The following is a 26,222-nucleotide window of genomic DNA, read 5'->3' on the forward strand; positions in this document are numbered from 1 at the left end:
ACCCGTCTATATTTTAATGTATGTAAAATGATTTGAGAGACCTTAGGTTCTCGCGGATCTAAATTGGAAATACCGCTATGTCGAGCAAGCCAGTAACAACGAATCAGCAAATCGTTTGGGATCAAGAGATCTTAAACAAGTACAACTATTCGGGACCTCGTTACACCTCATACCCAACTGCGTTGGAGTTTCATGAAGCGTTTACCGTCGCTGATTACGACATGGCGTGTACTCAATATCCTGAGCGTCCACTCTCTCTTTACGTGCATATCCCGTTCTGCCACAAGCTTTGTTACTACTGTGGTTGTAATAAAGTCATTACTCGTCACTCGCATAAAGCGGATGAGTACCTTGATGTGATTGAACATGAAATCCGCCAACGCGCCTCTTTATTGAATGGCCGTGAAGTGACGCAATTGCACTTCGGTGGTGGTACGCCAACGTTCTTGACCAAAACACAAATCACTCGTTTGATGAGTATTTTGCGTGAAGAGTTTAACTTCACCGCTGACGCTGAAATCAGTATTGAAGTTGACCCGCGTGAGATTGAGCTAGACGTACTTGACCACCTGCGTAACGAAGGCTTCAACCGCCTGAGCATTGGCGTGCAAGACTTCAATAAAGAAGTGCAGAAACTGGTTAACCGTGAGCAAGATGAAGAGTTCATCATTGCGATGGTTAAACGAGCGAAAGAGCTAGGCTTCCGTTCAACTAACCTGGATTTGATCTACGGCCTACCAAAGCAGACTCAAGCTTTGTTCGCTGAAACATTGAAGCAAGTGTTAGAAATGAAGCCGGGCCGTTTATCGGTATTTAACTACGCACACATGCCTCAGCTGTTTGCGGCGCAGCGTAAGATTAAAGACGAAGATCTACCTGAAGCGAAAGAGAAAATGGCTATCTTGCAAGATACCATCGAGACGCTAACGGGAGCGGGTTACCAGTTCATTGGTATGGATCACTTCGCACTACCTGAAGATGAGCTAGCCGTAGCACAGCGTGAAGGTATTCTGCATCGTAACTTCCAAGGCTACACCACCCAAGGTGAAGCTGACTTAATTGGTTTCGGTGTTTCTGCGATTTCTATGGTTGGTGATGCTTACGCTCAAAACCAGAAAGAGCTGAAGAAGTACTACGCTCAAGTGAATGACCTGCGCCACGCGCTTTGGAAAGGTGTTGCTCTAGACAGTGACGACCTTCTACGTCGTGAAGTGATCAAACAGCTTATCTGTAACTTTAAGCTTGATAAAAACATGATCGAATCTGAGTTCTCGGTTAACTTTAATCGTTACTTCAAAGAAGATTTAGGGCTACTGCAAACCTTTATCAACGATGAGTTGGTTGAAGTTGACGACAAAGAAATCCGCGTGACTTTGCGTGGCCGTTTGCTGATCCGTAACATCTGTATGTGTTTTGATAAATACTTACGTGCAAAGGCTCGCCAGCAGCAATTCTCTCGCGTTATCTAATCGCTCGATAGAGAATAGAACAATAAAAAATGCCAGCATCATGCTGGCATTTTTGTATCTGACGCATTCGATTTCTGCCTGGTTTAGGTGAGACTCTCAGTGGTATTTTGTTTGACCTTGGCACTTTGCTTGGAGTTGATGAGGTCGGTAGGCCATTGGTCAAACGGAACTGGGCGACTGTATAAGAAGCCTTGAGCAAGCGGGCACTGCAGCTGCTTGAGAAGTTCAGCCTGTTGCTGTGTTTCAACGCCCTCTGCCACCAAGCTTACTTTGAAGCCCTTAGTGATGTTAACGATGGCCGCGACGATGGAGCTATCTAGGTTCTCTTTATCAAGTTTGCTGACAAAGCTGCGGTCGATCTTAAGGCAGTCGAATGGCAGTTTGTGTAAGTAAGCCAGTGACGAATAGCCGGTACCAAAGTCATCAATCGCAATTGATATCCCTAGTGCTTTTAGAGTCAGCATGTTATCGATGATGGTCGGGTCGTTGTCGACGATGCGTGATTCGGTGATCTCTAGTGTCAGGTTGCTTGCTGGCAGATTTGTGTCTCGCAACGTGCCTTTTACTTGTTCCACAAAGCCACTTTCACTCAGTTGATCGACCGACAGGTTAACGTGAATAGAGAAGTCCTTGCTCCACTTTCCTGATTCAATCGCGATGGCAGTATCTCGACACGACTTATGCAGAATTTGTTTTCCGATATCGTCAATGAGCCCGCTCTCTTCCGCGAGAGGAATGAACTCGAGTGGCGAGATCACCCCTTCATCCGTTATCCAGCGAGCTAAAGCTTCTGCTCCTATGGTCGAGCCAGATTCCAGATCAATAATAGGCTGATAAAACGGTTCGAACTGTTGAAGCTCAATCGCTCGGTTCATCCGCGCTAACATCTTGGTGCGATGTCTCGATGCTTTGCCCATTTCAAGGCTATAAATACAGACACTGGTTTTGTCTTGTTTCGCATTGCTCAATGCAATGCTGCTGCTGCGTAGCAGGAGTGTAATGTCGTGAAGATTCGAGACATTCACTATCCCCATCGATACCTTAATCACCACGCTTTCCGATTCCATTGAAAATGGGGAAGCGAAGGTTTGAAGTAAGCGGTTAGTCAGCAGCTGAACATCATCGCTTTGCGTTACGTTTGGCGCGTAGATGGCAAACTCATCACCACCAGTGCGAGCTAGTAGGTATTCGGATGGCAGTGTGCCTCTTAAACGAGCGGCCGCAATGATAAGTAGCTGGTCGCCATTGTAATGACCTAGGCTGTCATTGATGTCTCGGAAGCGATCAATACCAATCAAATACAGTGTGCCTTTTTCGTTGTCGGGGTGTTTCTTGGCAGCGTCAATAAAGCCTTCACGGCTGTATAGCTTGGTTAATGAGTCATAGGTAAGTTGAGACTGTAATGCATGAAACGAAGCCTTTAAGTTGTTGGTCATTTCATTGAATGACTCGACCAACATGCTGGTTTCATATATATGCCCTGTTTTTGGCATGCTCGCGTCCCAATCGCCCTTAGCAAGGCGTTTTGCCGCATCCGCTGTCGAGGTGATGGGTTGGGTTGCGCGATTAAAGGCAATTAATCCTGCAATGACCCCAATGCAGCTCAGTGCTAGCCCAAGCAACCAACTGTTTCTTTGATTTTCTGGCAATTCACCGAGCAGATTGCTTTCAGGGATCGACACCCCAATAAACCACGTGAGCCCGTGCTCATCTTCGTATGGGGTGATTTGGTTGAAGTAGCGTTCGTTGTCTAGGCTAAAACTAAAGCGCTGCTCGCCCAAATTCTCGATTAGGTGGAATTGCTCTACGTAGCTAGCACTCTCACGTATGACTGGATTAGCACTCTCTGTTGCTAGTTTGCGTTGCCCTTTGTTGGTTTGTCCTGTGCCCCATGAAACGACACTGCCTCCGCCTGAGTGCGCGACCAAGCGTTGCTGCTTATCGATGATGTAAACAGAGGCATCCGTTCTATCTTTGAGCTTTCTGAGAAACGCATTGAAGGTATTGATTTTGATGTCGCTGACTACGACGGCTTTGAATTCATTATCATCATAGATAGGCGCTAGAGCAGATAAGGTGATTTCTTGACGTTCGTCAGCATTGGCATAAATTGGTGACCATAACGGTTTTTTCTGTGTCGCAATGGGTGTGTACCAAGGACGGATTCTAGGATCGTAACCTGAAATCACCGATCGAATGTCTTCACTAATTTTGCTGCCACGGTAAATGACCAGCTGATCATTGGTGCGTTCGTCTTGCACCATCAAGGTGTAGCCTTTGTTGGCTTCTTTGCGGAAACCGACGTAGTTACCATCTTCAGAACCAAAGCCGATCGCATCGAGTTGAGGTACAGCAGTGTAATGGTCTGAAAACGTATAAAAAATATAGTCTTGGACCTTACTAAGATTGCCTGCTTGATAAAGATGGTGGTAGCCGATGTTATGGCTGAGCGAGAGGTTGGCGTGAAATGGCTTTTCTAAAAAATTAGACAGGCTTTGATGAACATTGTCAGTCAGTGATGTCAGCTGGCGTGCACTAACATCACTCACCATCTCTTTGTAGCTTAGCTTTTGAGTGAAAACCATTACACCCATAGTGAACAGAAAAATCATCACGAATGGCAGAACCACTGCGGTTCTCAAAGTAATTTGTGTTTTCAAAGACATCTTTAGCTACAACTTTGGTGAATAGTGTACTGTAATTGTACCGACACTATTCAAACCAAGCGACACTTTTTTGGTTAAAAAGTAGCTGCATCGAGAATCATATAAGGTCTAGTACAGTTCTTTGAGTTTACGAGTTAGGGTGTTTCTTCCCCATCCCAAAACCTTAGCTGCATCCTGTTTATGACCATTAGTGTGGTGGAGTGCAGCCTCGAGCAGTATACGTTCAAACTCTGGTAGAGCGTAAGTGAGCAGCTCTTTTTCTCCTGAATCAAGCGCACATTTCGCCCAATTCGCGAGCAGTTGCTGCCAGTTATCCCCAGAACCTGAAGTGGTCACGACTTTTTCTTCCAACAATTCCGGTGGTAGATCGGAAGGCAGTATCTCGCTGCCGCTAGCCATCACCGTTAACCAACGACAAATATTCTCAAGCTGACGTACGTTACCAGGCCAATTGAGCTGGTTGAGCTTCAAAATGGTCTCAGGATGCAGTGTCTTCACTTCAACACCGAGCTCTTCGGCGGCGGATGCTAGGAAGTGATGAGTCAGCTTTTCAATGTCTTGTTTACGTTCGCGAAGTGCCGGGATATGGATTCGGATAACGTTGAGTCGGTGGAAAAGGTCTTCACGGAAGTCGCCTTCATGCACTAAGCGCTCAAGATCTTGGTGGGTTGCGGCAACGATACGAACGTCTACCTTAACTGCAGAGTGACCGCCGACACGATAGAACTGACCATCAGAAAGTACACGCAACAAGCGAGTTTGGATATCGAGTGGCATGTCACCGATCTCATCCAGAAATAGGGTGCCGCCGTTGGCTTGTTCAAAGCGTCCTTGGCGAACGCTGTTAGCACCGGTAAAGGCACCTTTTTCGTGGCCAAACAGTTCAGACTCGATCAGATCTTTGGGGATTGCTGCCATGTTCAAGGCAATGAAGGGCTTCTTAGCTCTTGGGCTGTGACGATGCAGAGCGTGAGCGACCAATTCTTTACCGGTACCCGATTCACCATTGATCAGCACGGATATGGATGAGCGAGACAAACGGCCAATCGCTCGGAAAACCTCCTGCATTGCCGGTGCTTCACCGATGATTTCTGGCGCGTTGGTGTCTTCAGCGACCTCACTGGCTTGTTCGCGTTTCTGCTCTTGGCTGTGCGCGATCGCTCGTTCGACTAGAGTCAGTGTTTCATCAATATCGAACGGCTTTGGAAGATATTCAAAGGCGCCTTTTTGATAAGCATTCACCGCCGCATCAAGGTCTGAGTGCGCGGTCATAATGATCACGGGCAGGTCGGGAGAGCGTTGATGAACCTGATGCAATAGCTCAATCCCGTCAATGCCGGGCATGCGAATGTCAGACACCAATACGTCCGGTGTCTCGCGCTCAAGCGCAAGCAACACGCTCTCAGCATCAGCAAATGTTTCACACTTAATATCCGCAGATGAAAGTGTTTTCTCTACTACCCAGCGGATAGAGCTGTCGTCATCGACGACCCAAACGTATCCCTTACTCATAATTCAATTCCTTTGCAGCCAAATCTATTGTGATAATCATTGTTGTTTTTATGATGTCTTAATCTTTGTGTTACCGAGCTAAGCCTTTCATCTCGCTGTCCAATAGCGAGGTTCTTATGACCTAAATCGGTAGATAAATCGTGAATGTGGTGTTGCCTGGCCAGCTTTCAACATCAATTTTCCCATTGTGTTGATCGATCAGGTTTTGAGAAATCGATAGCCCCAGCCCTGTTCCACCTTCTCGTCCGCTGACCATTGGGTAAAACAGCGTGTCTTTTAAATCATCGGGGATGCCCGGACCGTTATCGCTGATCTCAATACGAGCTGCGAGTTTGTGTCGCTGCCCGTGAATATTTGCTTGATGCACCGTTCTGGTGCGAATGGTGATTTTGCCAGAATCTTGAGTCTTTAGAATCTGCGCTGCATTGCTCACGATATTGAGCATCGCTTGTTCAACCTGTGCCGAATCCATCAAGATGTCCGGTAGGCTCGGGTCGTAATCCCTTTCGATGGCGAGCGTTGAACCCGATTCGAGCTCTACGAGCTGCCTGACTTTCTCAAGTATCTGGTGAAGGTTCTCTTCTGATTTAGTCCCCGGCTTCTGTGGGCCAAGCAGACGGTCGACTAAAGCTCTTAGGCGGTCGGCTTGCTCAATAATGATCTGCGTATATTCATTAAGAGATTGATCAGGAAGCATTTTCCCAAGTAACTGCGCCGCACCTCTTAAGCCACCGAGTGGATTTTTGATCTCATGTGCTAACCCGCGTACCAGCAACTTAGCCGCTTGTTGTTGTGCATGTTGGTTGAGCTCTTGGCTAAGGCGTCTTTGCTGGTCTATCTTGCGCATCTCAACCAATAACAGCGTCTCTCGCTGCCAAGATATTGGGCTAACCGTGACTTCAAGCATCAGTGGGCGGTTATCAACAACGAAGGTAACGTCACTGTCGGTAATGCTCTGGCCACTTTGTAGCGGTTGCGTCAGAAGCGCCAAATCAAGTGAAGCGTGTTGGATAAGTTGGCTCAGTGGATGATCAACGATGCGTCGTGCGCTCTGTGAAAAGAGCTGCTCAGCCGCCGGATTTGCGTATCGGACATACAATTGCTCATCGAGCATTAATGTCGAAGTCACCATATTGTCGAGAATGGCGCTGGAAAGATGGTGTGTATCTATGCTGTCGCTTTTGGCTGATCGATTCACTATTTCGTCCTTGAACTGGTGTTTTTCTCACTGCACCAAATTGGTGCGTAGCTAAGTTCAAGTATGGCGCATATCAACCAGAAGCTAAAGATAATTCATTAGAGTCGCTGAAAGCTGCTTCGATTAGGTGAAAAGTAGAGGTTATTTGGCCTCTTTTAACACATTGGCCTACTTGAGCGTCGCTCGATGTAAATACACGGTGACTGGACTAGTAGATGCAATAAGCTTGCCGCTTCTATGTGCTTGAATTGCAATGGTGTGAGTACCTCGATCGATACCTTTTAATTCCCAAATAGGTTGGGTTTGTGGGGCGCCATATCGACGGCCATCGAGCATCAATTGTAATTGCTCACCTATACCAAGCTTTCGGTTGAGTTCTATCTGAATCGGGATTAAGCCGCGATTACTACGAATGGTTTGATCATGAACTGGAGTCAACATGGTGAGGGCTAATTGAGTAGGAACCTCGCGCTTTGTGGTTTCGGTTTCTGCCTGAGTTTTGGCTGGCGTTGCCGTTTTAGTTGTAGAGGAAGCAGCAGCGTCAACCGGAGTTGAGGCCTCAAATTTAGGGGCGGGTGCTGAAGCTTGCACATCTGGCAGGCGAAGAGCCTCGGCATCTTGAGCGCTAGGGTTATCACTAAAGTGGAGCACGCCATCTTCATCTACCCAGGTATACACAGTTTGAGCAGAGCACGAGAGCGCGACTGTTAACCCGATTAGGAACAGTATGTTTTTCATATCTTTAGCCTCTTTTCACCGCTAGGTGATTTCACGTTTGGCGTTGGTTTTATTGTATTTAGCGCGACAGCCTCTGAGGGCTTTTGTTAAATGCCAATCACAGTAAGTTAATGCTCAGAAATAGCGCAGGAAAAAGGCTTGAGAACGAGGCAGCCCTGCTCGGCAAAAATAGTTTCGATAAGTAGTTATTCTACAATCAAAAAACCTAACGATGTTATCGAGTGTTTTAACAAGCTAGGCTGAGTAGTTATTTACTACGATTGGTATCTAGTATGGTACGAGGAAGCGGGGGGAGGGAGAATATAAAAAAGGCCCGCCTGCGAGGCGAGCCTAATATTTAGTCAGCGATTCTTACAAGGTTGCAGTAAGAAATGGCTTATCTCTACAGGAGATTAAACTGAGTAGTACAGTTCAAACTCAAGTGGGTGTGTAGCCATGTTCACGCGTTGTACGTCGTCAGATTTCAGAGTGATGTAAGAATCGATGAAATCGTCAGAGAATACGCCGCCAGCTGTTAGGAACTCACGGTCTTCGCTAAGCGCTGCTAGAGCTTCTTGTAGAGATTCTGCAACTGTTGGGATTTCAGCTGCTTCTTCTGCAGGAAGGTCGTATAGATCTTTATCCATAGCTTCGCCTGGGTGAATCTTGTTCTTGATGCCGTCAAGGCCAGCCATAAGCATTGCTGAGTAGCATAGGTATGGGTTAGCTGCTGGGTCACCAAAACGTAGCTCGATACGACGTGCTTTAGGGCTTGGTACTACTGGGATACGGATAGAAGCAGAACGGTTACGTGCTGAGTAAGCAAGCATTACAGGTGCTTCGAAACCAGGTACAAGACGCTTGTACGAGTTAGTTGATGGGTTAGCAAACGCGTTGATTGCACGAGCGTGCTTGATTACACCACCGATGTAGTAAAGAGCCATTTCAGATAGGCCGCCGTACTTATCACCAGCAAACAGGTTAACGCCGTCTTTTGCTAGAGATTGGTGAACGTGCATACCAGAACCGTTGTCACCAACTAGTGGCTTAGGCATGAATGTCGCTGTTTTACCAAATGCGTGAGCAACGTTGTGTACAACGTACTTGTAGATTTGAGTTTCATCAGCTTTCGCTGTTAGCGTGTTGAAGCGAGTAGCGATTTCGTTTTGACCCGCAGTTGCTACTTCATGGTGGTGAGCTTCAACAACTAGGCCCATCTCTTCCATTACTAGACACATTGCTGAACGGATGTCTTGAGATGAATCTACTGGAGCTACTGGGAAGTAACCGCCTTTAACGCCAGGACGGTGACCTTTGTTACCGCCTTCGAAGTCAGAACCTGTGTTCCAAGCTGCTTCTACGTCATCGATCTTGAAGAAAGAACCAGACATGTCGTTTGAGAACTTAACGTCGTCAAATAGGAAGAATTCTGGCTCTGGACCAACTAGAACTGTGTCTGCGATACCTGTAGAACGTAGGTACTCTTCAGAACGTTTAGCGATAGAGCGTGGGTCACGGTCGTAGCCTTGCATTGTTGCAGGCTCAAGGATGTCACAACGGATGTTTAGTGTTGCGTCTTCTGTGAATGGGTCCAGTACAGCAGATGCTGCGTCTGGCATCATTACCATGTCAGATTCGTTAATGCCTTTCCAACCAGCTACTGAAGAGCCGTCAAACATTTTGCCTTCTTCGAAGAAGTCTGCATCAACTTGGTGAGAAGGAATAGAGATATGCTGCTCTTTACCTTTTGTATCAGTAAAACGTAAGTCGATAAATTTAACTTCGTTCTCTTGGATCAGGGATAGTACATTTTCTACTGACATCTTGGATAACCTCCAGTGTTATTAATTCGGTATTAGCTCGATTCGGTTGAAACTAGCATTGATTAATGTCTATAAGTGCATTAATCGATGCTGATTTATCTATAGCCAAAAACGTGCCAAAAAAATTATTCCATTAATTTCAATGATTTACTTGTTTTTTGGTTTTGCTTAATTTGGTTTTTGCACCAAAATGATCTCCGGGCGCACCTTATTGGTGCAATTGTTTGTCTGTGCACCAATATGAGACATAAGCGAGCACCATTCAGCAATGAATTGCCTAAGTTGTCAATCCACTTTTGTTATTTTGCGGGAGATTTGGTTCGCCACTCGCAGGTGATACTTTTTTAGAGTCCTACGAATTGGGCTGTTCAACACTGTACTGAATCAAAGTTAAGCGGATATGAATCGCTAATAAAGAAAAAAGCCCCGGTTCAGATCACATATTTCTGGGTTTTTGTCTAGAATCTGGTATATTATTGACCGTTTTTTAAATCAAGCTAGCGGTTATTATCCAAACTTTTGAGATAAGTGACGGCTACTTTTATGAGTGAATCGAGAATCCATGTCTACTCCACAGATTGATAAGTTAAGAAATATCGCGATCATCGCGCACGTTGACCACGGTAAAACGACTTTGGTTGATAAACTGCTACAACAGTCAGGCACTCTTGAGTCTCGTGGTGAAGCTGAAGAGCGTGTCATGGATTCGAATGACATCGAAAAAGAGCGTGGCATTACCATTCTTGCTAAGAACACAGCAATCAACTGGAATGATTACCGCATCAACATCGTAGATACTCCGGGACACGCGGACTTCGGTGGTGAAGTTGAGCGTATCATGTCTATGGTTGACTCTGTTCTGCTTATCGTTGACGCAGTTGATGGCCCAATGCCTCAAACTCGTTTCGTAACGCAAAAAGCATTCGCACACGGTCTTAAGCCAATCGTTGTAATCAACAAGATTGACCGCCCAGGCGCTCGTCCTGATTGGGTTATGGATCAAGTATTCGACCTTTTCGACAACCTAGGTGCTACTGATGAGCAACTAGACTTCACAGTTGTTTACGCTTCAGCTCTAAACGGCTGGGCAACAATGACTGAAGGCGAAACTGGCGAGAACATGGAACCATTGTTCCAAGCTGTTGTTGATACAGTAGACGCGCCTGCAGTTGACCTTGACGGTCCACTACAAATGCAAATTTCGCAACTTGATTACAGCTCTTACGTAGGTGTTATCGGTGTTGCTCGTGTTACTCGTGGTTCTGTTAAACCAAACCAACAAGTAACTATCGTCAATGCAGAAGGCAAAAAACGTAACGGTAAAGTAGGTACAGTTCTTGGTTACCTAGGTCTTGACCGTCACGAAGTTGAGCAAGCTAACGCTGGCGACATCATTGCAATCACTGGTCTTGGTGAGCTGAAAATTTCAGACACTATCTGTGACGTAAACAATGTTGAAGCAATGACTCCGCTTTCTGTTGATGAACCAACAGTAACAATGACGTTCCAAGTAAACACTTCTCCGTTCGCGGGTAAAGAAGGTAAGTTCGTTACTTCACGTAACATCCTTGAGCGTCTAGAGAAAGAACTAGTACACAACGTTGCACTACGTGTTGAAGAAACTGATAACCCAGATCGTTTCCGTGTTTCAGGTCGTGGTGAACTTCACCTATCTATCCTGATCGAAAACATGCGTCGTGAAGGTTTCGAGCTAGCTGTATCTCGTCCAGAAGTTATCATCAAGAAAGACGAAGATGGCAACCTAACTGAACCGTTTGAAACTGTGACTATCGACGTGCTTGAAGAGCACCAAGGTGGCATCATGGAAAACATCGGTCTACGTAAAGGTGAGCTAACTGATATGTCTCCAGATGGTAAAGGCCGTGTTCGCATGGACTTCATGATGCCTTCTCGTGGTCTTATCGGTTTCCAAACTGAGTTCCTAACTCTAACGTCTGGTTCTGGTCTTCTTTACCACTCATTTGATCACTACGGTCCTCACAAAGGCGGCGTAATCGGTCAACGTAACAACGGTGTTCTAATCTCGAACGCAACTGGTAAAGCTCTGACTTACGCACTATTCAACCTACAAGAACGTGGTCGTCTATTTGCTGAGCACGCGGATGAAGTATACGAAGGTCAAATCATCGGTATTCACAACCGTTCAAACGACCTAACAGTAAACTGTCTGAAAGGTAAGCAGCTAACGAACGTTCGTGCATCTGGTACTGATGAAGCACAGGTTCTTTCGCCACCTATCCGTCACACTCTAGAGCAAGCTCTTGAGTTCATCGACGAAGACGAACTAGTAGAAGTAACGCCAGTAAGCATTCGTATCCGTAAGAAGCTTCTTACGGAAAACGAACGTAAGCGTGCAGCACGTCCAGCTAAGGCTTAATTGCCAGCTGACTAGCTTCTAGCTAACAAGCAATACGTTTTAGAATAAGTAAGAAAGCCCCGAGTAGCCTAGCTGCTCGGGGCTTTTGTTTTTTAGTTTGTTTAGATACGGTTAAACGAGATTTCGTCATCCTCAAGAGGGAGGAACGACCGAGTTGGGGATCTAGCTTTTGATACCTAAGTAACGCTCAACGAATTGAAGCCGTTCTTCGACTGGCATAAACGGCACTTCAACCACCTCATAGCCAAGTTCTTGGTAGACTCTTTCTAAAGCGTGGTGAATCTCTAGCGCTTCCTCAAACGGATAAGGTCTCACATCATCTTGGACATAGATTGAAGCCTCAGGGCGACAGAACAAGGCTTGTGAGTGGTAGCCTTTGCTTGCTTCTCGGTAGGCCGCATCTATCTCTAGGTTAGCCTGAGCCAAATAGCCACAAATGTCTGGAATAGCGCGATCGAGAAAGGCAATCGGATGTTGATTGGCTTGGTCTTTTTGCTCGCTCATCACACCTAAACAAAGCTCAGCAAAGCCGGGAAGGTCTACCCAAGGCAAGATACCGTTTTCAAGCTGACTTTGCTGTTCTATTAACTGGCGAGAGGACTCTGCGAAGGTGGGGTAACTCGCACCAGCCAACGCATTTATCAGTGTGGTTTTTCCGGCACCAGGGCCGCCAGTTATAATGATTGGGTTCATACGGGCTTATCTTTATTTGTGCCTACGGGCGTTATTTCTGGTTTAGTTGAGCAAGGAACTTATCCGATTCGGCGATCGCAGCATTCATCTGTTCTATTGCGTAGGCGATGTCTTTTTCTAAGCTCATAAACTCACCTTGCAGCGAGCCGACAGCGCTCGCATTGAGGTTGTGCTTCAAGTAAAGCGTGTTGTCGCGAAGGGTATTGAGCACTGGGTCCATTTTCTTCTCGGCGCGCTTCATTGCTGACAGCATCGTTTGGTAAGACAATTTAGTTTCACGAAGTTTTTGCTCGCTCGAGCGGCGCAGTGAATCACTGGTGTAGAGATCTAACTCACTCTGCCACTCTTCAAACAGCGCATCCGACACATCTTCAATCGCAGCAATGCGGTCACTGACATTTTGCGCGGCTTTCTCGCTGTCTTGGTATTTATCGTTGATTTGGTTGTACATGTCTTCAAGGTCGCCGCCACTGAAATTAGTCAGGCTACTCAAGGCTTCAAGTGCGCTGGTAAACTCTTCCTGAGCATCCTGCTGCGACTCTTTAGCGTCTTCCACTCTATCGACCATAATGTCACGCTTGTGGTAACCCACTTGCTCCATGGCGGAGTAATAAGCTGACTGGCATCCAGTAAGAGTAAAAATAGAGAGGACTATAACTATTAAATAAGGCATCCTAGTTTCCTATAGTTAAATAATATCAATCGTAGTAAATAACTGCCCAACCTAGCTTGTTAAAATGCTCGATAACGACGTTAGAATTTTTGATTGTAGAATAACTACTTATCAAAAAATCTGCCTTGTTCTCAAGCCTTTTTCCTGCGCTATTTTTGAACATTTACTTACTGTGATTAATATGTCGGAATATTAATTAGGACTATGAACGAGTTACAAGGGAGTTACAAGTTGAAGATAAAAAAGGTCGCCACACTCAGTATTCAGTTTTCTCGCTATCTTTTGGCGCGAATGACGCACGATAGAGTCAACGTGAATGCGGGCTACTTGGCGTACATTACTTTGCTCTCGATCGTACCGATGTTGACGGTTCTGCTCTCTATCTTGTCATCATTTTCCATCTTTGCTGATGTTGGTATCGTGATTCAAAACTTCGTTATTATCAACTTTGTTCCAGCGTCAGGAGATGCGGTGCACGGTGCCTTGCTCGAGTTTGTTGCCAACACGGGTAAGATGACGGCGGTCGGTAGTGTGTTCTTGTTCATTGCGGCACTGATGTTGATCTCGAACATCGATAAGAACCTAAACTACATCTGGCGTGTTAATGAGAAGCGACGTGCGGTATTGTCGTTCTCAATGTACTGGATGGTGCTAACACTTGGGCCGATCTTGGTTGGGGCGAGTATTGCTGCCACTTCGTATGTGACATCGCTCAGTCTGCTACAAAATGAAGTCGTATCTGGCGCCTTTAATACCGTAATTCGCAAACTGCCTTTGATTCTCTCTTTCTTTGCGTTTTTCGGTCTGTACCTGTTGGTTCCCAACAAAAAGATACACTTTTCTCATGCGGCTGCAGGTTCTCTAGTGGCGGCTCTGTTGTTCGAACTCAGTAAGAAAGGCTTCGCGGCCTACATTACTCAATTCCCTTCTTACCAGTTGATTTATGGCGCATTGGCGGCAATACCAATTCTTTTTGTCTGGGTTTATTTGTGCTGGTTGATTGTGCTGGTGGGTGCTGAGGTGACCGCTGCATTGGGTGAGCAGGAACAGTGGAGTGACTCGAAAGAAATGGTACACTCGTCGGATAAAGACAAAATCACAGAGCAAGGAAACAACAGTGATAGCACTGATCCAGAGAGTAAGTGAAGCTGCCGTCCGTGTTGATGGCGAAGTAGTTGGTGAGATTGAACAAGGCTTATTAGTTTTGTTAGGCGTAGAAAAAGGTGACGACGAAGCCAAAGCCAAACGTTTGATGGAACGAGTGACCACTTATCGTGTCTTTGGAGACGAAGACGATAAAATGAACCTCAACGTGAAGCAAGTAGAAGGTAAGGTATTAGTGGTGTCTCAATTCACTCTGCCGGCCGATACCAAGAAAGGGACTCGAGCAGGGTTCTCTCGTGGTGCTCACCCAGAAGATGCTGAGCGTCTTTATAACTATTTCTCTGACCAGTGTGAATCAGTGTTACCAACGGAACGTGGCCGATTCGCAGCCGACATGAAAGTGTCTTTGGTTAATGATGGCCCAGTGACATTCTGGCTGCAGGTTTAGGCTTAAAGGAATAAGCATGTTTAAACTCATAACACCAACCACCGAAAATCAGCTAAACAAGTATTACCATTTTCGTTGGCAGATGCTCCGTGAACCTTGGCGAATGCCGGTAGGTTCTGAGCGCGATGAATATGACCCAATGAGTCACCATCGCATGATTGTTGATGGTCGTGGTCGCCCGATGGCGATTGGTCGTCTGTATATCACCCCAGATCTGGAAGGTCAGATCCGCTATATGGCGGTGAAGAAATCTCGCCAAAGTAAAGGCATGGGTTCGTTGATTCTAGTCGCACTTGAGTCATTGGCTCGCCAAGAGGGTGCTAAGCGCTTGGTGTGTAATGCACGTGAAGATGCGATCTCATTCTATGAGAAGAATGAATTTGAACGTCGCGGTGAGATTAACGATCAACGTGGCCCTGTGCGTCACCAACAGATGGTTAAGCATCTTGACCCAATGGCAGACGTTCTACGCAAGCCTGAGTGGTGTAATGAGCTTCAGCAGCGCTGGGAACATCAGATCCCGATCAGTGACAAGATGGGCATCAAGATCAACCAATACACGGGTTACCAATTTGAGTGTAGTGCTCAGCTGAATCCCAACTTGAACCCGCATAATACCATGTTTGCAGGCTCTGCCTTTACCTTAGCGACCTTAACTGGTTGGGGGATGACTTGGTTATTGATGAAAGAACGCGGGCTGACCGGTGATATCGTGCTGGCAGACAGTAATATTCGTTATCGTCACCCGGTTGAGGAAAACCCTGTTGCCTCTACTTCATTGGATGGGATCAGTGGTGACTTGGACCGCCTTGCGTCAGGAAGAAAGGCACGTATCATCATTCACGTGACCATTCATAGCGGCGATGTGGAAGCGGTAGAGTTTACGGGAACCTATATGCTGATCCCTGACTACAAAAAGCGATTATCAACAGACTCCAACGTAAACGTATAGCTGACACTGGCTAACAGATACAGATTAAAGATACAAGGCGCCTACTCCTGTGGAGTGGCGCTTTTTTGTTGGCAGTTATTAATCTCCGAATATTTCGCTTGGTCGAGCTTTCCTGAGATTTGATGACATGGGTCCGATAGGGTAATCGAGAGGGTGTGTTGCTCGGCTTTAAGCAAGTCGAGTTCTCCAGAAGCCTCGCCATTGAGCGTTTGAACCCTTTGTTCGCCTTGCTCTGCTGCTGACGCACCAATAATGTGCATCGGTTCGAGAGTGAAGCGCCCACGGTCAAAATGCGCATTAAGCTCTGGAATTTCAAACACGTTATCAGTCGATGTTTCAGAAAGCTTGTCATTAAAGGTCATCACACCCTGGCGAACGCTGCCAGTGAGTTGCCCTGTGGTTGAGTAACCGAGCATCAGTGAGTCGCCATATAAACCTGCGGCTTGAAGTTCAAACTCGCCATAGCCGGTTGCATCGAGTGGTAATTCAAGTCGCTGCAGCATAGGCGCAATGGGTAACCCATCGGCAGAAATATCTAAGCTCCATGGCTTGCTGATTTGGTTAAAATCGAGCGTTGCATTGGCTTCAATGTAGCCATTCCTGAGTGGTGCAAACAGACGAGTCAGCGTCCATTTTCCTTGTTCGCTATTCATCTCAACCACAGGCTGTGCGCTGAGAATATTTTGGTAGCTGGCATCATTGGCGCTCGCCATCAGCTTCCCTTGCCATAAGCCCAGTTTTCTATCTTGCAGCAGTTGAACTTGATGCCCCTCGACATGTAATCCAGAGACCTGCCAGTAAGGCGTTTGTGCTAGTTGGATAAGTTGGCTGCGTTCTATATTAAGTCGGTTAATCTCGACGTTCTGGAGCTGTGTGAGCCAAGGCAATAGGCGAGCGGCCGGTAGAGGGCTATCTTGGTTTTCGGTAATCCACTTGATGCCTTGCAGGTCGAGCTGCGCCAATTGAATGCTGCTAGGGGCGACTTCGCCATTGAGCTGAACAGTGCCCTGCAGGAATTGAGTATAGAAATCCTCAATCAGAATCCGGTTTGCTTCTAGGTTGAGCTTGAGGCTTGGCTCGATGAACATGTCATCATCAATGGTCACTCCTTCTGCCTGTAGAGAAAAAATGGCTTTCTGTTGTTTCCAGATTTCAAAAGGCAGTTGGATATTTTCTAATGAGGCATCAAAGGCAGCGAGGTGGCCATCTTGCCACTCTACGTCGCTACGCAGAATATCTAAGCTATTGATGTGATTAATCTTAATGCCTGCAACATCCCACTCTTTGCTTAGTAGGTTTTGGGTCTGTTTCTGATTGAGTCGTAAGCCATCGACGGTCACATTCACCAACGACCAATCTTGTTGATATTGTTCAGCTTGCCCAGAAATCTTGGCGCCACGCCAGTCAAACGAAGCACCATAAAGGGTGCTGTCGCTAGGTTTTAAGTCTAGGTCAATCAACAGATTATCGAATGCCTCACCTTGCCAATACAGTTGTGAGGCAGAGAGTTGGGTTTTTCCATAAGGTAGCAGCGAGTTATCGTTGTTCCACGTTGGGGCGGAGATCTGTAGGTCGATGCCTCGCGCATTAAACTCTGGCGTCGAAAAGTCGAGATTGTTGATGGCCAGCTGGTGGAGCTTGATGTTTGGTTGGGTAAATAAAGAAGTCAGTGTTTTTAGATCGTCTGCCTCTAATTGTAGGCCGCTGATCAAAACAGATTCAAAGACCAGTTTGGCCTCTGTCATCGAGCTGGGGCTGAACCAAAGATCGATCTTGTCGATATACAGAGGTGTTTGCTTTTCTGGTTGGCTTTGGGTAATGCCCATTAAGGTGATGTGATAAGGCGCCTGATACTCAACATCTTCAATGAATACAGGTTGTTCAATCGTATGTTTGATAAAAAAGTTGGCAACATCCGCACGGTATTGGGTCTGCAGGCTTAATAGCAGCGCTGCGATAGTTGCAACGGCGATAGCCAACACAATGCCGAACACCATGAATACCTTTTTCATTCCCTGAAAGCCTTAAATTTCAATAGTCTTAAAACAGAGTGGAACAAAAAGGGTCAAGCATCAACAAAAAAGCCCCTCAAAAGAGGGGCTTGCTACAAAAATATCATTTTAAATTGGGCGTTTGCTTTTGGCTAAGCCCGAGCAGATGGTTGGATTAGTCCAGTTGAGGGCCAGCTGCAACCAGTGACTTACCTTCAGCGTTGTCTGTGTACTTATCAAAGTTGTTGATGAAGCGCTCGGCTAGATCTTTCGCTTTGCTTTCCCATTGTAGAGGGTCAGTGTACGTATCGCGTGGGTCAAGGATCGCTGGGTCAACATCGTGCAGCGCTAGTGGCACTTCTAGGTTAAACATAGGGATAACCTTAGTTTCAGCGTTGTCGATTGAGCCATCTAGGATAGCGTCGATGATGCCTCGCGTATCTTGGATAGAGATACGTTTACCAGTACCGTTCCAACCTGTGTTCACTAGGTAAGCTTCAGCGCCAGCTGCTTCCATACGCTTCACAAGCACTTCAGCGTACTGAGTTGGGTGGAGAGTTAAGAATGCCGCACCAAATGCCGCAGAGAACGTTGGCGTTGGCTCAGTAATACCACGCTCAGTGCCCGCTAGTTTTGCAGTGAAGCCAGATAGGAAGTGGTACTTCGTTTGTTCTGGAGTCAGTTTAGAAACGGGTGGCAGTACACCGAATGCATCAGCAGTCAGGAAGATAACCTTTTGAGCGTGACCGGCTTTTGATACTGGTTTAACGATGTTATCGATGTGGTGAATCGGGTAAGAAACACGAGTGTTCTCAGTTTTTGAACCGTCATCAAAATCGATAGAACCATCACCACGAACTGTTACGTTTTCTAGTAGTGCATCACGACGGATTGCATTGTAGATTTCAGGTTCTGCTTCTTTAGATAGACGAATCGTCTTCGCGTAACAACCACCTTCGAAGTTGAAGATACCATCGTCATCCCAACCGTGCTCATCATCACCGATTAGCTCACGCTTAGGATCGGTTGAAAGCGTAGTTTTACCTGTACCAGATAGACCGAAGAAGATGGCTACATCGCCTTTCTCGCCGACGTTTGCACTACAGTGCATTGAAGCAATGCCTTGCAGAGGAAGCAGGTAGTTCATCATTGCGAACATGCCTTTCTTCATCTCACCGCCGTACCAAGTACCACCGATGATTTGAACGCGCTCTGTTAGGTTGAAAGCAACGAAGTTTTCAGAGTTTAGACCCTGCTTTTCCCAGTTAGGGTTAGTTGCTTTAGCACCGTTCATTACCACGAAATCAGGTTCGAACGTTGCTAGCTCTTCGTCAGTTGGACGAATGAACATGTTCTTAACGAAGTGCGCTTGCCACGCTACTTCAGTGATAATACGCACGCTTAAGCGCGTATCAGGGTTAGCACCACAATAACCGTCGATGACAAACAGGCGCTTGCCAGATAGCTGAGTTGTCACAAGCTCTTTCAGCTCATTCCATACTTCAGTTGTAATCGGTTTGTTGTCATTTTTGCCTTGATCTGACCACCACATGGTATCGCGGGTCGTGTCATCTTTAACAATGTACTTATCTTTTGGTGAGCGGCCAGTAAAGATACCAGTGTCTACCGCAACAGAGCCTAGTTCCGTTACTACGCCTTTTTCGTAGCCTTCCAAACCTGGCAGTGTTTCTTCAACGAATAACTGCTCGTAGCTAGGATTACGAAGAACTTCAGTAACGCCAGTCAGTCCGTGCTTAGTTAGATCAATTTGTGCAGCCTTTGTATGTTCCATAACGGTCATAGGTGCTCCTTGTAGGATATTTTGTAGGGATTTTGTATTAATTTTTTATTGTTATCTGCTCACCATGCTAGCAACGAGACTCGGGGGAAACAGGGATATAGCTCAAAAAATATCCATATTAGCCATGGGGTTTTAAGCGTCTCGTCACATATTGGCCCAACTAGTCTATCCTGTACGCAAACCTTTGCGCTAGGGGCGAGAACATTATTAATTGATTAAAATTAAGCGGTGATTTTATTACGAGATGTTACGGAGTTTGCGCTATTTTGATCACAAAAAAGGCCAGCTGAGGGCTGACCTTTTTGGGGTAAATTACGTGTTTTTGGTACGCCGTAAATTAATGAACCGTATTGCTGCCTTTATCTGCTGCTTCTGCGTACAGTGCATCAACATCATTCTTGTCGAACGAGTAGTTTGTGCCACAGTAATCGCAGTGTAGACCAACGCTTCCTTCGGTGCTTAGGATGTCGTAGATCTCTTCTTGAGCAACAGTAATGATTGCTGCTGCACTTCGATCGCGTGAACAGCCACAGAAGAACTCAACCGGTTGTGGTGTGAATAGCTGTACTTTCTCTTGGTTGTACAAACGGTAAAGCAGTTCGTTCGCTTCTAGAGTGAATAGCTCTTCGTTTTTCACGGTGTCTGTTAGTTGCTCTAGGTGCTCGAAGTCGTCTGGAGTACCGGTGCCGTCAGGCATTACTTGTAGCAACATACCTGCAGCGTGTGCTTTGCCTTCATGCTCGCCAGTGCGCAGCCATAGACGAGTCTTAAGCTGTTCAGAGTTAGCGAAGTAGCCTTCAAGCACTTGTGCAAGCGTGTCACCTTCAAGACCAACGATACCTTGGTAACGCTCACCTTTCTTAGGATCGATAGTGATCACTAGATGACCTTTACCCATTAGGGCGTGTAGACCTGCGTCGTCTGCGATATCGCCTTCAAAGCGAGCAACACCACGGATCTTCTGATCGTGATCGCCATTGATAACTGCTAGAGATACTGGGCCGTCACCTTGCAGCTGCATCGTGATAGAACCTTCAAACTTTAGGGTCGCCGTTAGTAGCGTCGTTGAAACCAGTAGCTCACCCAACAGCTTTTGTACTGGAGCTGGGTATTCCTTGCTAGAAATAATCTGTTGGTACGCTTCGTCCATCTGTACCAATTCACCACGTACTGATAGGTCTTCAAATAGGTAGCGATTTAAAACATTACTTGTAGACATTGGGTCTGCCATTTGGCTATTCCTTCTAGCTTATTGAGTCTTGAACTTGATGATGTCACGACGTTGCTTTTTATCTGGGCGACGTTCTGGTGCTGGGCTATGAGCATTTAGCTTGCGCTGTTGTGCAAACTCTTCTCTTTTTGCCAAGCTTTCGGTGGTTTCTTCATAGAGGGTTTGAGCGATCGGGGCTCCACCACGATGGGCTGAGATTTTCTCGATCGTTACCGTCTTTTCTTCATTACCTTGGCGCAGTGTAATCACAGCCCCAAGTTCGACAATTTTACTTGGCTTGCTGCGCTGACCATTATAGTGGACTTTGCCACCATCGACCATGTTACGAGCAATAGACCGGGTTTTGTAAAAACGAGCTGCCCACAACCATTTATCGAGTCTGACAGCTTCATTAGCAGTTTTCATATAGGGCTGTGCCTTATTAAGTGAGAAATGAATGCGGTTTAACTGTAACGAACAGTGCGCAACATGTTTTTGATGATGCTTATCACATTAAGTAGAAGCTTAAAGTGGAGGCGGTTGGCATTTTTTTCAAGTCATAATACAAAATAGCCATGTTATGCCGATTTATCGATTTGCTATGATATAGTTCAGGATCTTATTGCTTAAATAAGCTTGGTATCGAACGAATGAATAAAAAAGCTGAAAGTTTAATGATTTGCAGCGTTTGTCGTCATGAAAAGGGACTAGGAAAGTGAACTTTTTAGAGCTCAAAAATCGCGTAGGGAATTCTCCTATGTTGAGCCGCTTATTAGATAATGGATTTGTACTTCAGCAGAAACTAAGCTTAGCGACCTGTTGTGTATTGATTGCAGCTTCCGCATGGATCTTAGGGCAGCTTGCATGGTTTATCGAACCTGCTGAGCAAACTATCGCGCCTTGGACAGCAACGGCTTCATCGTCTTCAGCACCTCAATCGACCCTTGATATCTCTTCTTTGCAGCAGAGCAACATGTTTGGTGCTTACAACCCAAGCACGCCCGCTGTGGTTGAACAGCAAGTTATCCAAGATGCGCCTAAGACGCGATTAAACCTCGTTTTAGTGGGTGCAGTCGCGAGCTCGAATCCAAAACTGAGCTTAGCGGTGATCGCCAATCGCGGCACGCAAGCGACCTACGGAATTAATGAAGAGATTGAAGGCACTCGAGCCAAGTTAAAAGCGGTATTAATCGACCGCGTTATCATTGATAACTCAGGACGAGACGAAACCTTGATGCTTGAAGGTATTGAGTACAAGCGTTTGGCTGTATCAGCGCCTGCGCCACCTCGTAGCTCTTCTTCGGTTCGTGGTAATAATCCGGCTTCAGCAGAAGAGAAGCTTGATGAAATTAAAGCGAAGATAATGAAAGATCCGCAACAAATCTTCCAATATGTTCGACTGTCTCAGGTGAAGCGTGACGATAAAGTGATCGGTTATCGTGTGAGCCCGGGCAAAGATTCAGAACTTTTTAACTCTGTTGGGCTCCAAAACGGAGATATTGCCACTCAGTTAAATGGACAAGACCTGACAGACCCTGCTGCTATGGGCAACATATTCCGTTCCATCTCAGAACTAACAGAGCTAAATCTGGTGGTCGAGAGAGATGGTCAACAACATGAAGTGTTTATTGAATTTTAAAACTTTGCGTCTAACGAAGGACGAAAGTGTAGGAGAAGTACGTGAAGCATTGGTTTAAGAAAAGTGCATGGTTATTGGCAGGAAGCTTGATCTGCACACCCGCAGCCATCGCGAGTGATTTTAGTGCCAGCTTTAAAGGCACTGACATTCAAGAGTTTATTAATATTGTTGGTCGTAACCTAGAGAAGACGATCATCGTTGACCCTTCGGTGCGCGGAAAAATCGATGTACGCAGCTACGACGTACTCAATGAAGAGCAATATTACAGCTTCTTCCTAAACGTATTGGAAGTGTATGGCTACGCGGTTGTCGAAATGGACTCAGGTGTTCTTAAGATCATCAAGGCCAAAGATTCGAAAACATCGGCAATTCCAGTCGTTGGAGACAGTGACACGATCAAAGGCGACAATGTGGTGACACGTGTTGTGACGGTTCGTAATGTCTCGGTACGTGAACTTTCTCCTCTGCTTCGTCAACTAAACGACAATGCAGGCGCGGGTAACGTTGTGCACTACGATCCTGCCAATATCATCTTGATTACCGGTCGTGCGGCGGTAGTAAACCGTTTAGCTGAAATCATCAAGCGTGTTGACCAAGCGGGTGATAAAGAGATTGAAGTCGTTGAGCTAAAGAATGCTTCTGCGGCAGAAATGGTACGTATCGTTGATGCGTTAAGCAAAACCACTGATGCGAAAAACACACCTGCATTTCTACAACCTAAATTAGTTGCCGATGAACGTACCAATGCGATTCTTATCTCAGGTGACCCTAAGGTACGTAGCCGTTTAAGAAGGTTGATTGAACAGCTTGATGTGGAAATGGCAACCAAGGGCAACAACCAAGTAATTTACCTTAAATACGCCAAAGCAGAAGATTTAGTCGATGTGCTGAAAGGCGTGTCGGACAACCTGCAATCAGAAAAGCAATCTTCAACCAAAGGCAGCTCATCGCAACGTAACCAAGTGATGATCTCCGCTCACAGTGATACCAACTCGTTGGTGATTACCGCACAACCGGACATCATGAATGCGCTTCAAGATGTGATCGCACAGTTGGATATTCGTCGTGCTCAAGTATTGATTGAAGCCCTAATTGTCGAGATGGCAGAGGGTGATGGCATTAACCTTGGTGTGCAATGGGGTAACCTTGATACTGGTGCTGTGATTCAGTATGGCAACACAGGTGCGTCAATCGGTGGCGTAATGGTTGGTTTAGAAGAAGCGAAAGACACTGAAACGACCACCGCAGTCTATGATGATAATGGCGCCTTTTTGCGTAATGAAACGACCACAGAATCCGGTGACTACTCAACGTTAGCTTCTGCTCTTTCTGGCGTTAATGGCGCGGCAATGAGCGTAGTGATGGGTGACTGGACTGCCTTGATCAGTGCAGTAGCGACCGATTCAAATTCAAATATCCTATCTTCTCCAAGTATCACCGTGATGGATAACGGCGAAGCGTCGTTCATTGTGGGCGAAGAGGTGCCTGTTTTAACTGGCTCGACCGCAGGCTCAAGTAACGATAACCCATTCCAAACGGTTGAACGTAAAGAAGTGGGTATCAAGCTAAAAGTGGTGCCACAAATCAACGAAGGTGACTCAGTTCAGCTGCAAATAGAACAAGAAGTATCGAACGTATTAGGCGCAAACGGGGCAGTAGATGTTCGTTTTGCTAAGCGTCAGCTAAATACGTCAGTGATTGTTCAAGACGGTCAAATGCTGGTGCTGGGTGGCTTGATTGACGAGCGAGCGCTGGAAAGTGAATCTAAGGTGCCGTTCTTGGGCGATATCCCTGTTCTAGGACACCTGTTCAAATCAACCAGTACTCAGGTTGAGAAAAAGAACCTAATGGTATTCATCAAGCCGACCATTATTCGTGATGGTATGACGGCCGATGGTATTACTCAGCGTAAATACAACTTTATTCGTGCTGAGCAGTTGTATAAGTCAGAGCAGGGCCTGAAGCTGATGGATGACGATAATATTCCAGTGCTGCCTAAATTTGGCGAAAGCATGAATTACCCGGCTGAACTTCAAGCCTTCATTGATCAGATGGAAACAGAATAATGGCTGAATTGGTAGGGGCGGCACGTACTTATCAGCGCTTGCCGTTTAGCTTTGCGAATCGTTACAAAATGGTGCTGGAATACCAACATCCAGAGCGCGCACCGATACTTTATTATGTTGAGCCACTGAAATCGGCGGCGATCATTGAAGTGAGTCGAGTGGTGAAAAATGGTTTCACGCCACAAGCGATTACTCTCGATGAGTTTGATAAAAAACTGACCGATGCTTATCAGCGTGACTCGTCAGAAGCTCGTCAGCTCATGGAAGACATTGGTGCTGATAGTGATGACTTCTTCTCACTAGCGGAAGAACTGCCTCAAGACGAAGACTTACTTGAAGCAGAGGATGATGCACCAATCATCAAGTTAATCAATGCGATGCTGGGTGAGGCGATCAAAGAGGGTGCTTCGGATATTCATATCGAAACCTTTGAGAAATCACTGTCGATCCGTTTCCGTATTGATGGTGTGCTGCGTGATGTGTTGGCGCCGAGCCGTAAACTGGCTCCGCTGCTCGTGTCACGTGTAAAGGTTATGGCTAAATTGGATATTGCGGAAAAACGCGTGCCACAAGATGGTCGTATTTCTTTGCGTATTGGTGGCCGAGCGGTTGATGTTCGTGTTTCAACCATGCCTTCTTCGCACGGTGAGCGTGTGGTAATGCGTCTGTTGGACAAAAACGCCACTCGTCTAGACTTGCACAGTTTAGGTATGACAGCAGAAAACCATGAAAACTTCCGTAAGCTGATTCAGCGCCCACACGGCATTATCTTGGTGACCGGCCCGACAGGTTCAGGTAAATCGACGACCCTGTACGCAGGCCTGCAAGAACTCAACAGCAATGAACGAAACATTTTAACCGTTGAAGACCCGATCGAATTCGATATCGATGGCATTGGTCAAACACAAGTGAACCCTAAGGTTGATATGACCTTTGCGCGTGGTTTACGTGCGATTCTTCGTCAAGATCCCGATGTGGTAATGATTGGTGAGATACGTGACTTAGAGACCGCAGAGATCGCTGTTCAAGCCTCTTTGACCGGTCACTTAGTGATGTCGACCCTTCACACCAATACGGCAATCGGTGCAATTACGCGTCTGCGTGATATGGGCATCGAACCCTTCTTGATCTCTTCTTCGCTGCTGGGTGTTTTGGCTCAGCGCTTGGTTCGCACCCTGTGTAACGACTGTAAAGAACCTTACGAAGCGGATAAAGAACAGAAAAAACTGTTTGGGTTGAAGAAGAAAGACAGCCTAACGCTTTACCATGCCAAAGGGTGTGAAAGCTGCAGTCACAAAGGCTATCGAGGCCGTACTGGTATTCATGAGCTATTGATGATTGACGATTCGGTACAAGAGCTGATTCACAGTGAGGCTGGCGAACAGGCGATTGAGAAAGCAATTCGTGGCACAACACCAAGTATTCGAGATGATGGCTTGAGCAAAGTTCTGAAAGGGGTAACGTCCTTAGAAGAAGTGATGCGAGTGACCAAGGAAGTCTAGTATGGCGGCATTTGAATACAAAGCGCTGGATGCCAAGGGTAAGAGCAAAAAGGGCTCGATTGAAGCGGATAACGCTCGTCAGGCTCGCCAGCGCTTAAAAGAACAAGGCTTGATGCCGGTTGAGATGACCGAAGCTAAAGCTAAAACGACGAAAGGTGCACAGCCTTCGACCAGCTTTAAGCGTGGTATCAGCACGCCAGACCTTGCTTTGATTACTCGCCAAATTTCCACCTTGGTGCAATCAGGCATGCCGCTAGAAGAGTGCTTGAAAGCCGTGGCGGAGCAATCTGAAAAGCCACGTATTCGAACCATGTTACTGGCGGTTCGTTCGAAGGTAACGGAAGGTTATTCGCTAGCCGA

Annotated in this window: 20 protein-coding genes; 9 read left to right on the forward strand and 11 right to left on the reverse strand. The window is 46.3% G+C overall.

Annotation, left to right across the window (positions count from 1 at the left end; genetic code table 11):
• The first annotated feature begins 77 nt into the window (after window positions 1-77).
• Window positions 78-1,469, forward strand: coding sequence for an oxygen-independent coproporphyrinogen III oxidase (gene hemN, locus A136_RS13415; RefSeq protein ID WP_017063057.1), 1,392 nt, complete (start codon window positions 78-80; stop codon window positions 1,467-1,469).
• An 83-nt stretch (window positions 1,470-1,552) separates the two neighbouring features.
• Here hemN and A136_RS13420 read toward each other — a convergent pair whose 3' ends face one another.
• The 5 genes from A136_RS13420 to glnA form a co-directional block, all read right to left on the reverse strand.
• A complete protein-coding gene (locus tag A136_RS13420) occupies window positions 1,553-4,135 on the reverse strand; it encodes a bifunctional diguanylate cyclase/phosphodiesterase (protein ID WP_017063058.1) in 2,583 nt (860 codons plus the stop codon).
• Window positions 4,136-4,243: 108 nt separating this feature from the next.
• Entirely contained in the window at window positions 4,244-5,647 is a 1,404-nt protein-coding gene (gene glnG, locus A136_RS13425) for a nitrogen regulation protein NR(I) (protein WP_017063059.1), read from the reverse strand.
• Between the two features lie 121 nt (window positions 5,648-5,768).
• The gene (glnL, locus tag A136_RS13430) at window positions 5,769-6,845 is read right to left on the reverse strand and encodes a nitrogen regulation protein NR(II) (protein WP_019826501.1); all 1,077 of its coding nucleotides are present in this window, start codon (window positions 6,843-6,845) and stop codon (window positions 5,769-5,771) included.
• A 168-nt stretch (window positions 6,846-7,013) separates the two neighbouring features.
• Complete coding sequence (locus A136_RS13435) at window positions 7,014-7,583, reverse strand: DUF4124 domain-containing protein (RefSeq protein ID WP_017063060.1); 570 nt, start codon at window positions 7,581-7,583, stop codon at window positions 7,014-7,016.
• Between the two features lie 392 nt (window positions 7,584-7,975).
• Complete coding sequence (gene glnA / locus A136_RS13440; protein ID WP_017059221.1) at window positions 7,976-9,385, reverse strand: glutamate--ammonia ligase; 1,410 nt, start codon at window positions 9,383-9,385, stop codon at window positions 7,976-7,978.
• A gap of 562 nt (window positions 9,386-9,947) precedes the next feature.
• Between glnA and typA the strand changes: the two genes are divergently transcribed.
• Entirely contained in the window at window positions 9,948-11,783 is a 1,836-nt protein-coding gene (gene typA / locus A136_RS13445) for a translational GTPase TypA (RefSeq protein ID WP_017059220.1), read from the forward strand.
• 162 nt (window positions 11,784-11,945) lie between these two features.
• On the opposite strand, the gene A136_RS13450 is transcribed toward typA, so the two are convergent.
• Both A136_RS13450 and A136_RS13455 read right to left on the reverse strand, forming a co-directional pair.
• Window positions 11,946-12,476 carry an AAA family ATPase gene (locus A136_RS13450; protein ID WP_017063061.1) on the reverse strand — a complete coding sequence of 177 codons (531 nt, stop codon included), beginning with the start codon at window positions 12,474-12,476 and terminating at the stop codon, window positions 11,946-11,948.
• 31 nt (window positions 12,477-12,507) lie between these two features.
• Complete coding sequence (locus tag A136_RS13455) at window positions 12,508-13,149, reverse strand: DUF2959 domain-containing protein (RefSeq protein ID WP_029235101.1); 642 nt, start codon at window positions 13,147-13,149, stop codon at window positions 12,508-12,510.
• 204 nt (window positions 13,150-13,353) lie between these two features.
• Here A136_RS13455 and A136_RS13460 point away from each other — a divergent pair, with 204 nt between their 5' ends.
• The 3 genes from A136_RS13460 to A136_RS13470 are packed head-to-tail and all read left to right on the forward strand — an operon-like array spanning window position 13,354 to window position 15,653.
• On the forward strand, window positions 13,354-14,295 hold the full coding sequence (locus A136_RS13460) for a virulence factor BrkB family protein (protein WP_032546762.1): 942 nt from the start codon (window positions 13,354-13,356) through the stop codon (window positions 14,293-14,295).
• On the forward strand, window positions 14,267-14,701 hold the full coding sequence (gene dtd, locus A136_RS13465) for a D-aminoacyl-tRNA deacylase (RefSeq protein ID WP_004735590.1): 435 nt from the start codon (window positions 14,267-14,269) through the stop codon (window positions 14,699-14,701). The genes A136_RS13460 and dtd overlap by 29 nt, the downstream gene beginning before the upstream one ends.
• A 16-nt stretch (window positions 14,702-14,717) precedes the next feature.
• Window positions 14,718-15,653: a bifunctional GNAT family N-acetyltransferase/hotdog fold thioesterase gene (locus A136_RS13470; RefSeq protein ID WP_017063064.1), complete on the forward strand. Its 936-nt coding sequence runs from the start codon at window positions 14,718-14,720 to the stop codon at window positions 15,651-15,653.
• Between the two features lie 41 nt (window positions 15,654-15,694).
• Here the strand turns inward: A136_RS13470 and A136_RS13475 are convergent, their stop codons facing one another.
• The 4 genes from A136_RS13475 to hslR all read right to left on the reverse strand — a co-directional run bounded on the left by A136_RS13475 (window position 15,695) and on the right by hslR (window position 21,081).
• Window positions 15,695-17,665: an AsmA family protein gene (locus A136_RS13475; protein ID WP_017063065.1), complete on the reverse strand. Its 1,971-nt coding sequence runs from the start codon at window positions 17,663-17,665 to the stop codon at window positions 15,695-15,697.
• Between the two features lie 154 nt (window positions 17,666-17,819).
• Window positions 17,820-19,445, reverse strand: a complete 1,626-nt coding sequence (gene pckA, locus A136_RS13480) for a phosphoenolpyruvate carboxykinase (ATP) (RefSeq protein WP_017063066.1) — start codon at window positions 19,443-19,445, stop codon at window positions 17,820-17,822.
• Window positions 19,446-19,782: 337 nt separating this feature from the next.
• A complete protein-coding gene (hslO, locus tag A136_RS13485; protein ID WP_017063067.1) occupies window positions 19,783-20,676 on the reverse strand; it encodes an Hsp33 family molecular chaperone HslO in 894 nt (297 codons plus the stop codon).
• An 18-nt stretch (window positions 20,677-20,694) separates the two neighbouring features.
• Window positions 20,695-21,081: a ribosome-associated heat shock protein Hsp15 gene (gene hslR, locus A136_RS13490; RefSeq protein WP_017062490.1), complete on the reverse strand. Its 387-nt coding sequence runs from the start codon at window positions 21,079-21,081 to the stop codon at window positions 20,695-20,697.
• Between the two features lie 331 nt (window positions 21,082-21,412).
• Here hslR and gspC point away from each other — a divergent pair, with 331 nt between their 5' ends.
• The 4 genes from gspC to A136_RS13510 form a co-directional block, all read left to right on the forward strand.
• Complete coding sequence (gspC, locus tag A136_RS13495; RefSeq protein WP_017063068.1) at window positions 21,413-22,294, forward strand: type II secretion system protein GspC; 882 nt, start codon at window positions 21,413-21,415, stop codon at window positions 22,292-22,294.
• A gap of 41 nt (window positions 22,295-22,335) precedes the next feature.
• The gene (gspD, locus tag A136_RS13500; RefSeq protein WP_017063069.1) at window positions 22,336-24,360 is read left to right on the forward strand and encodes a type II secretion system secretin GspD; all 2,025 of its coding nucleotides are present in this window, start codon (window positions 22,336-22,338) and stop codon (window positions 24,358-24,360) included.
• A complete protein-coding gene (gene gspE / locus A136_RS13505; protein ID WP_017063070.1) occupies window positions 24,360-25,862 on the forward strand; it encodes a type II secretion system ATPase GspE in 1,503 nt (500 codons plus the stop codon). Before gspD ends, gspE begins: the two co-directional genes overlap by 1 nt.
• Window position 25,863: 1 nt before the next feature.
• A partial coding sequence (locus tag A136_RS13510) for a type II secretion system F family protein (RefSeq protein WP_032546763.1) occupies window positions 25,864-26,222 on the forward strand: 359 nt, incomplete at its 3' end.

It is taken from the genome of Vibrio crassostreae 9ZC13 (genome assembly GCF_000272045.2).
Taxonomy (GTDB): domain Bacteria; phylum Pseudomonadota; class Gammaproteobacteria; order Enterobacterales; family Vibrionaceae; genus Vibrio; species Vibrio crassostreae_C.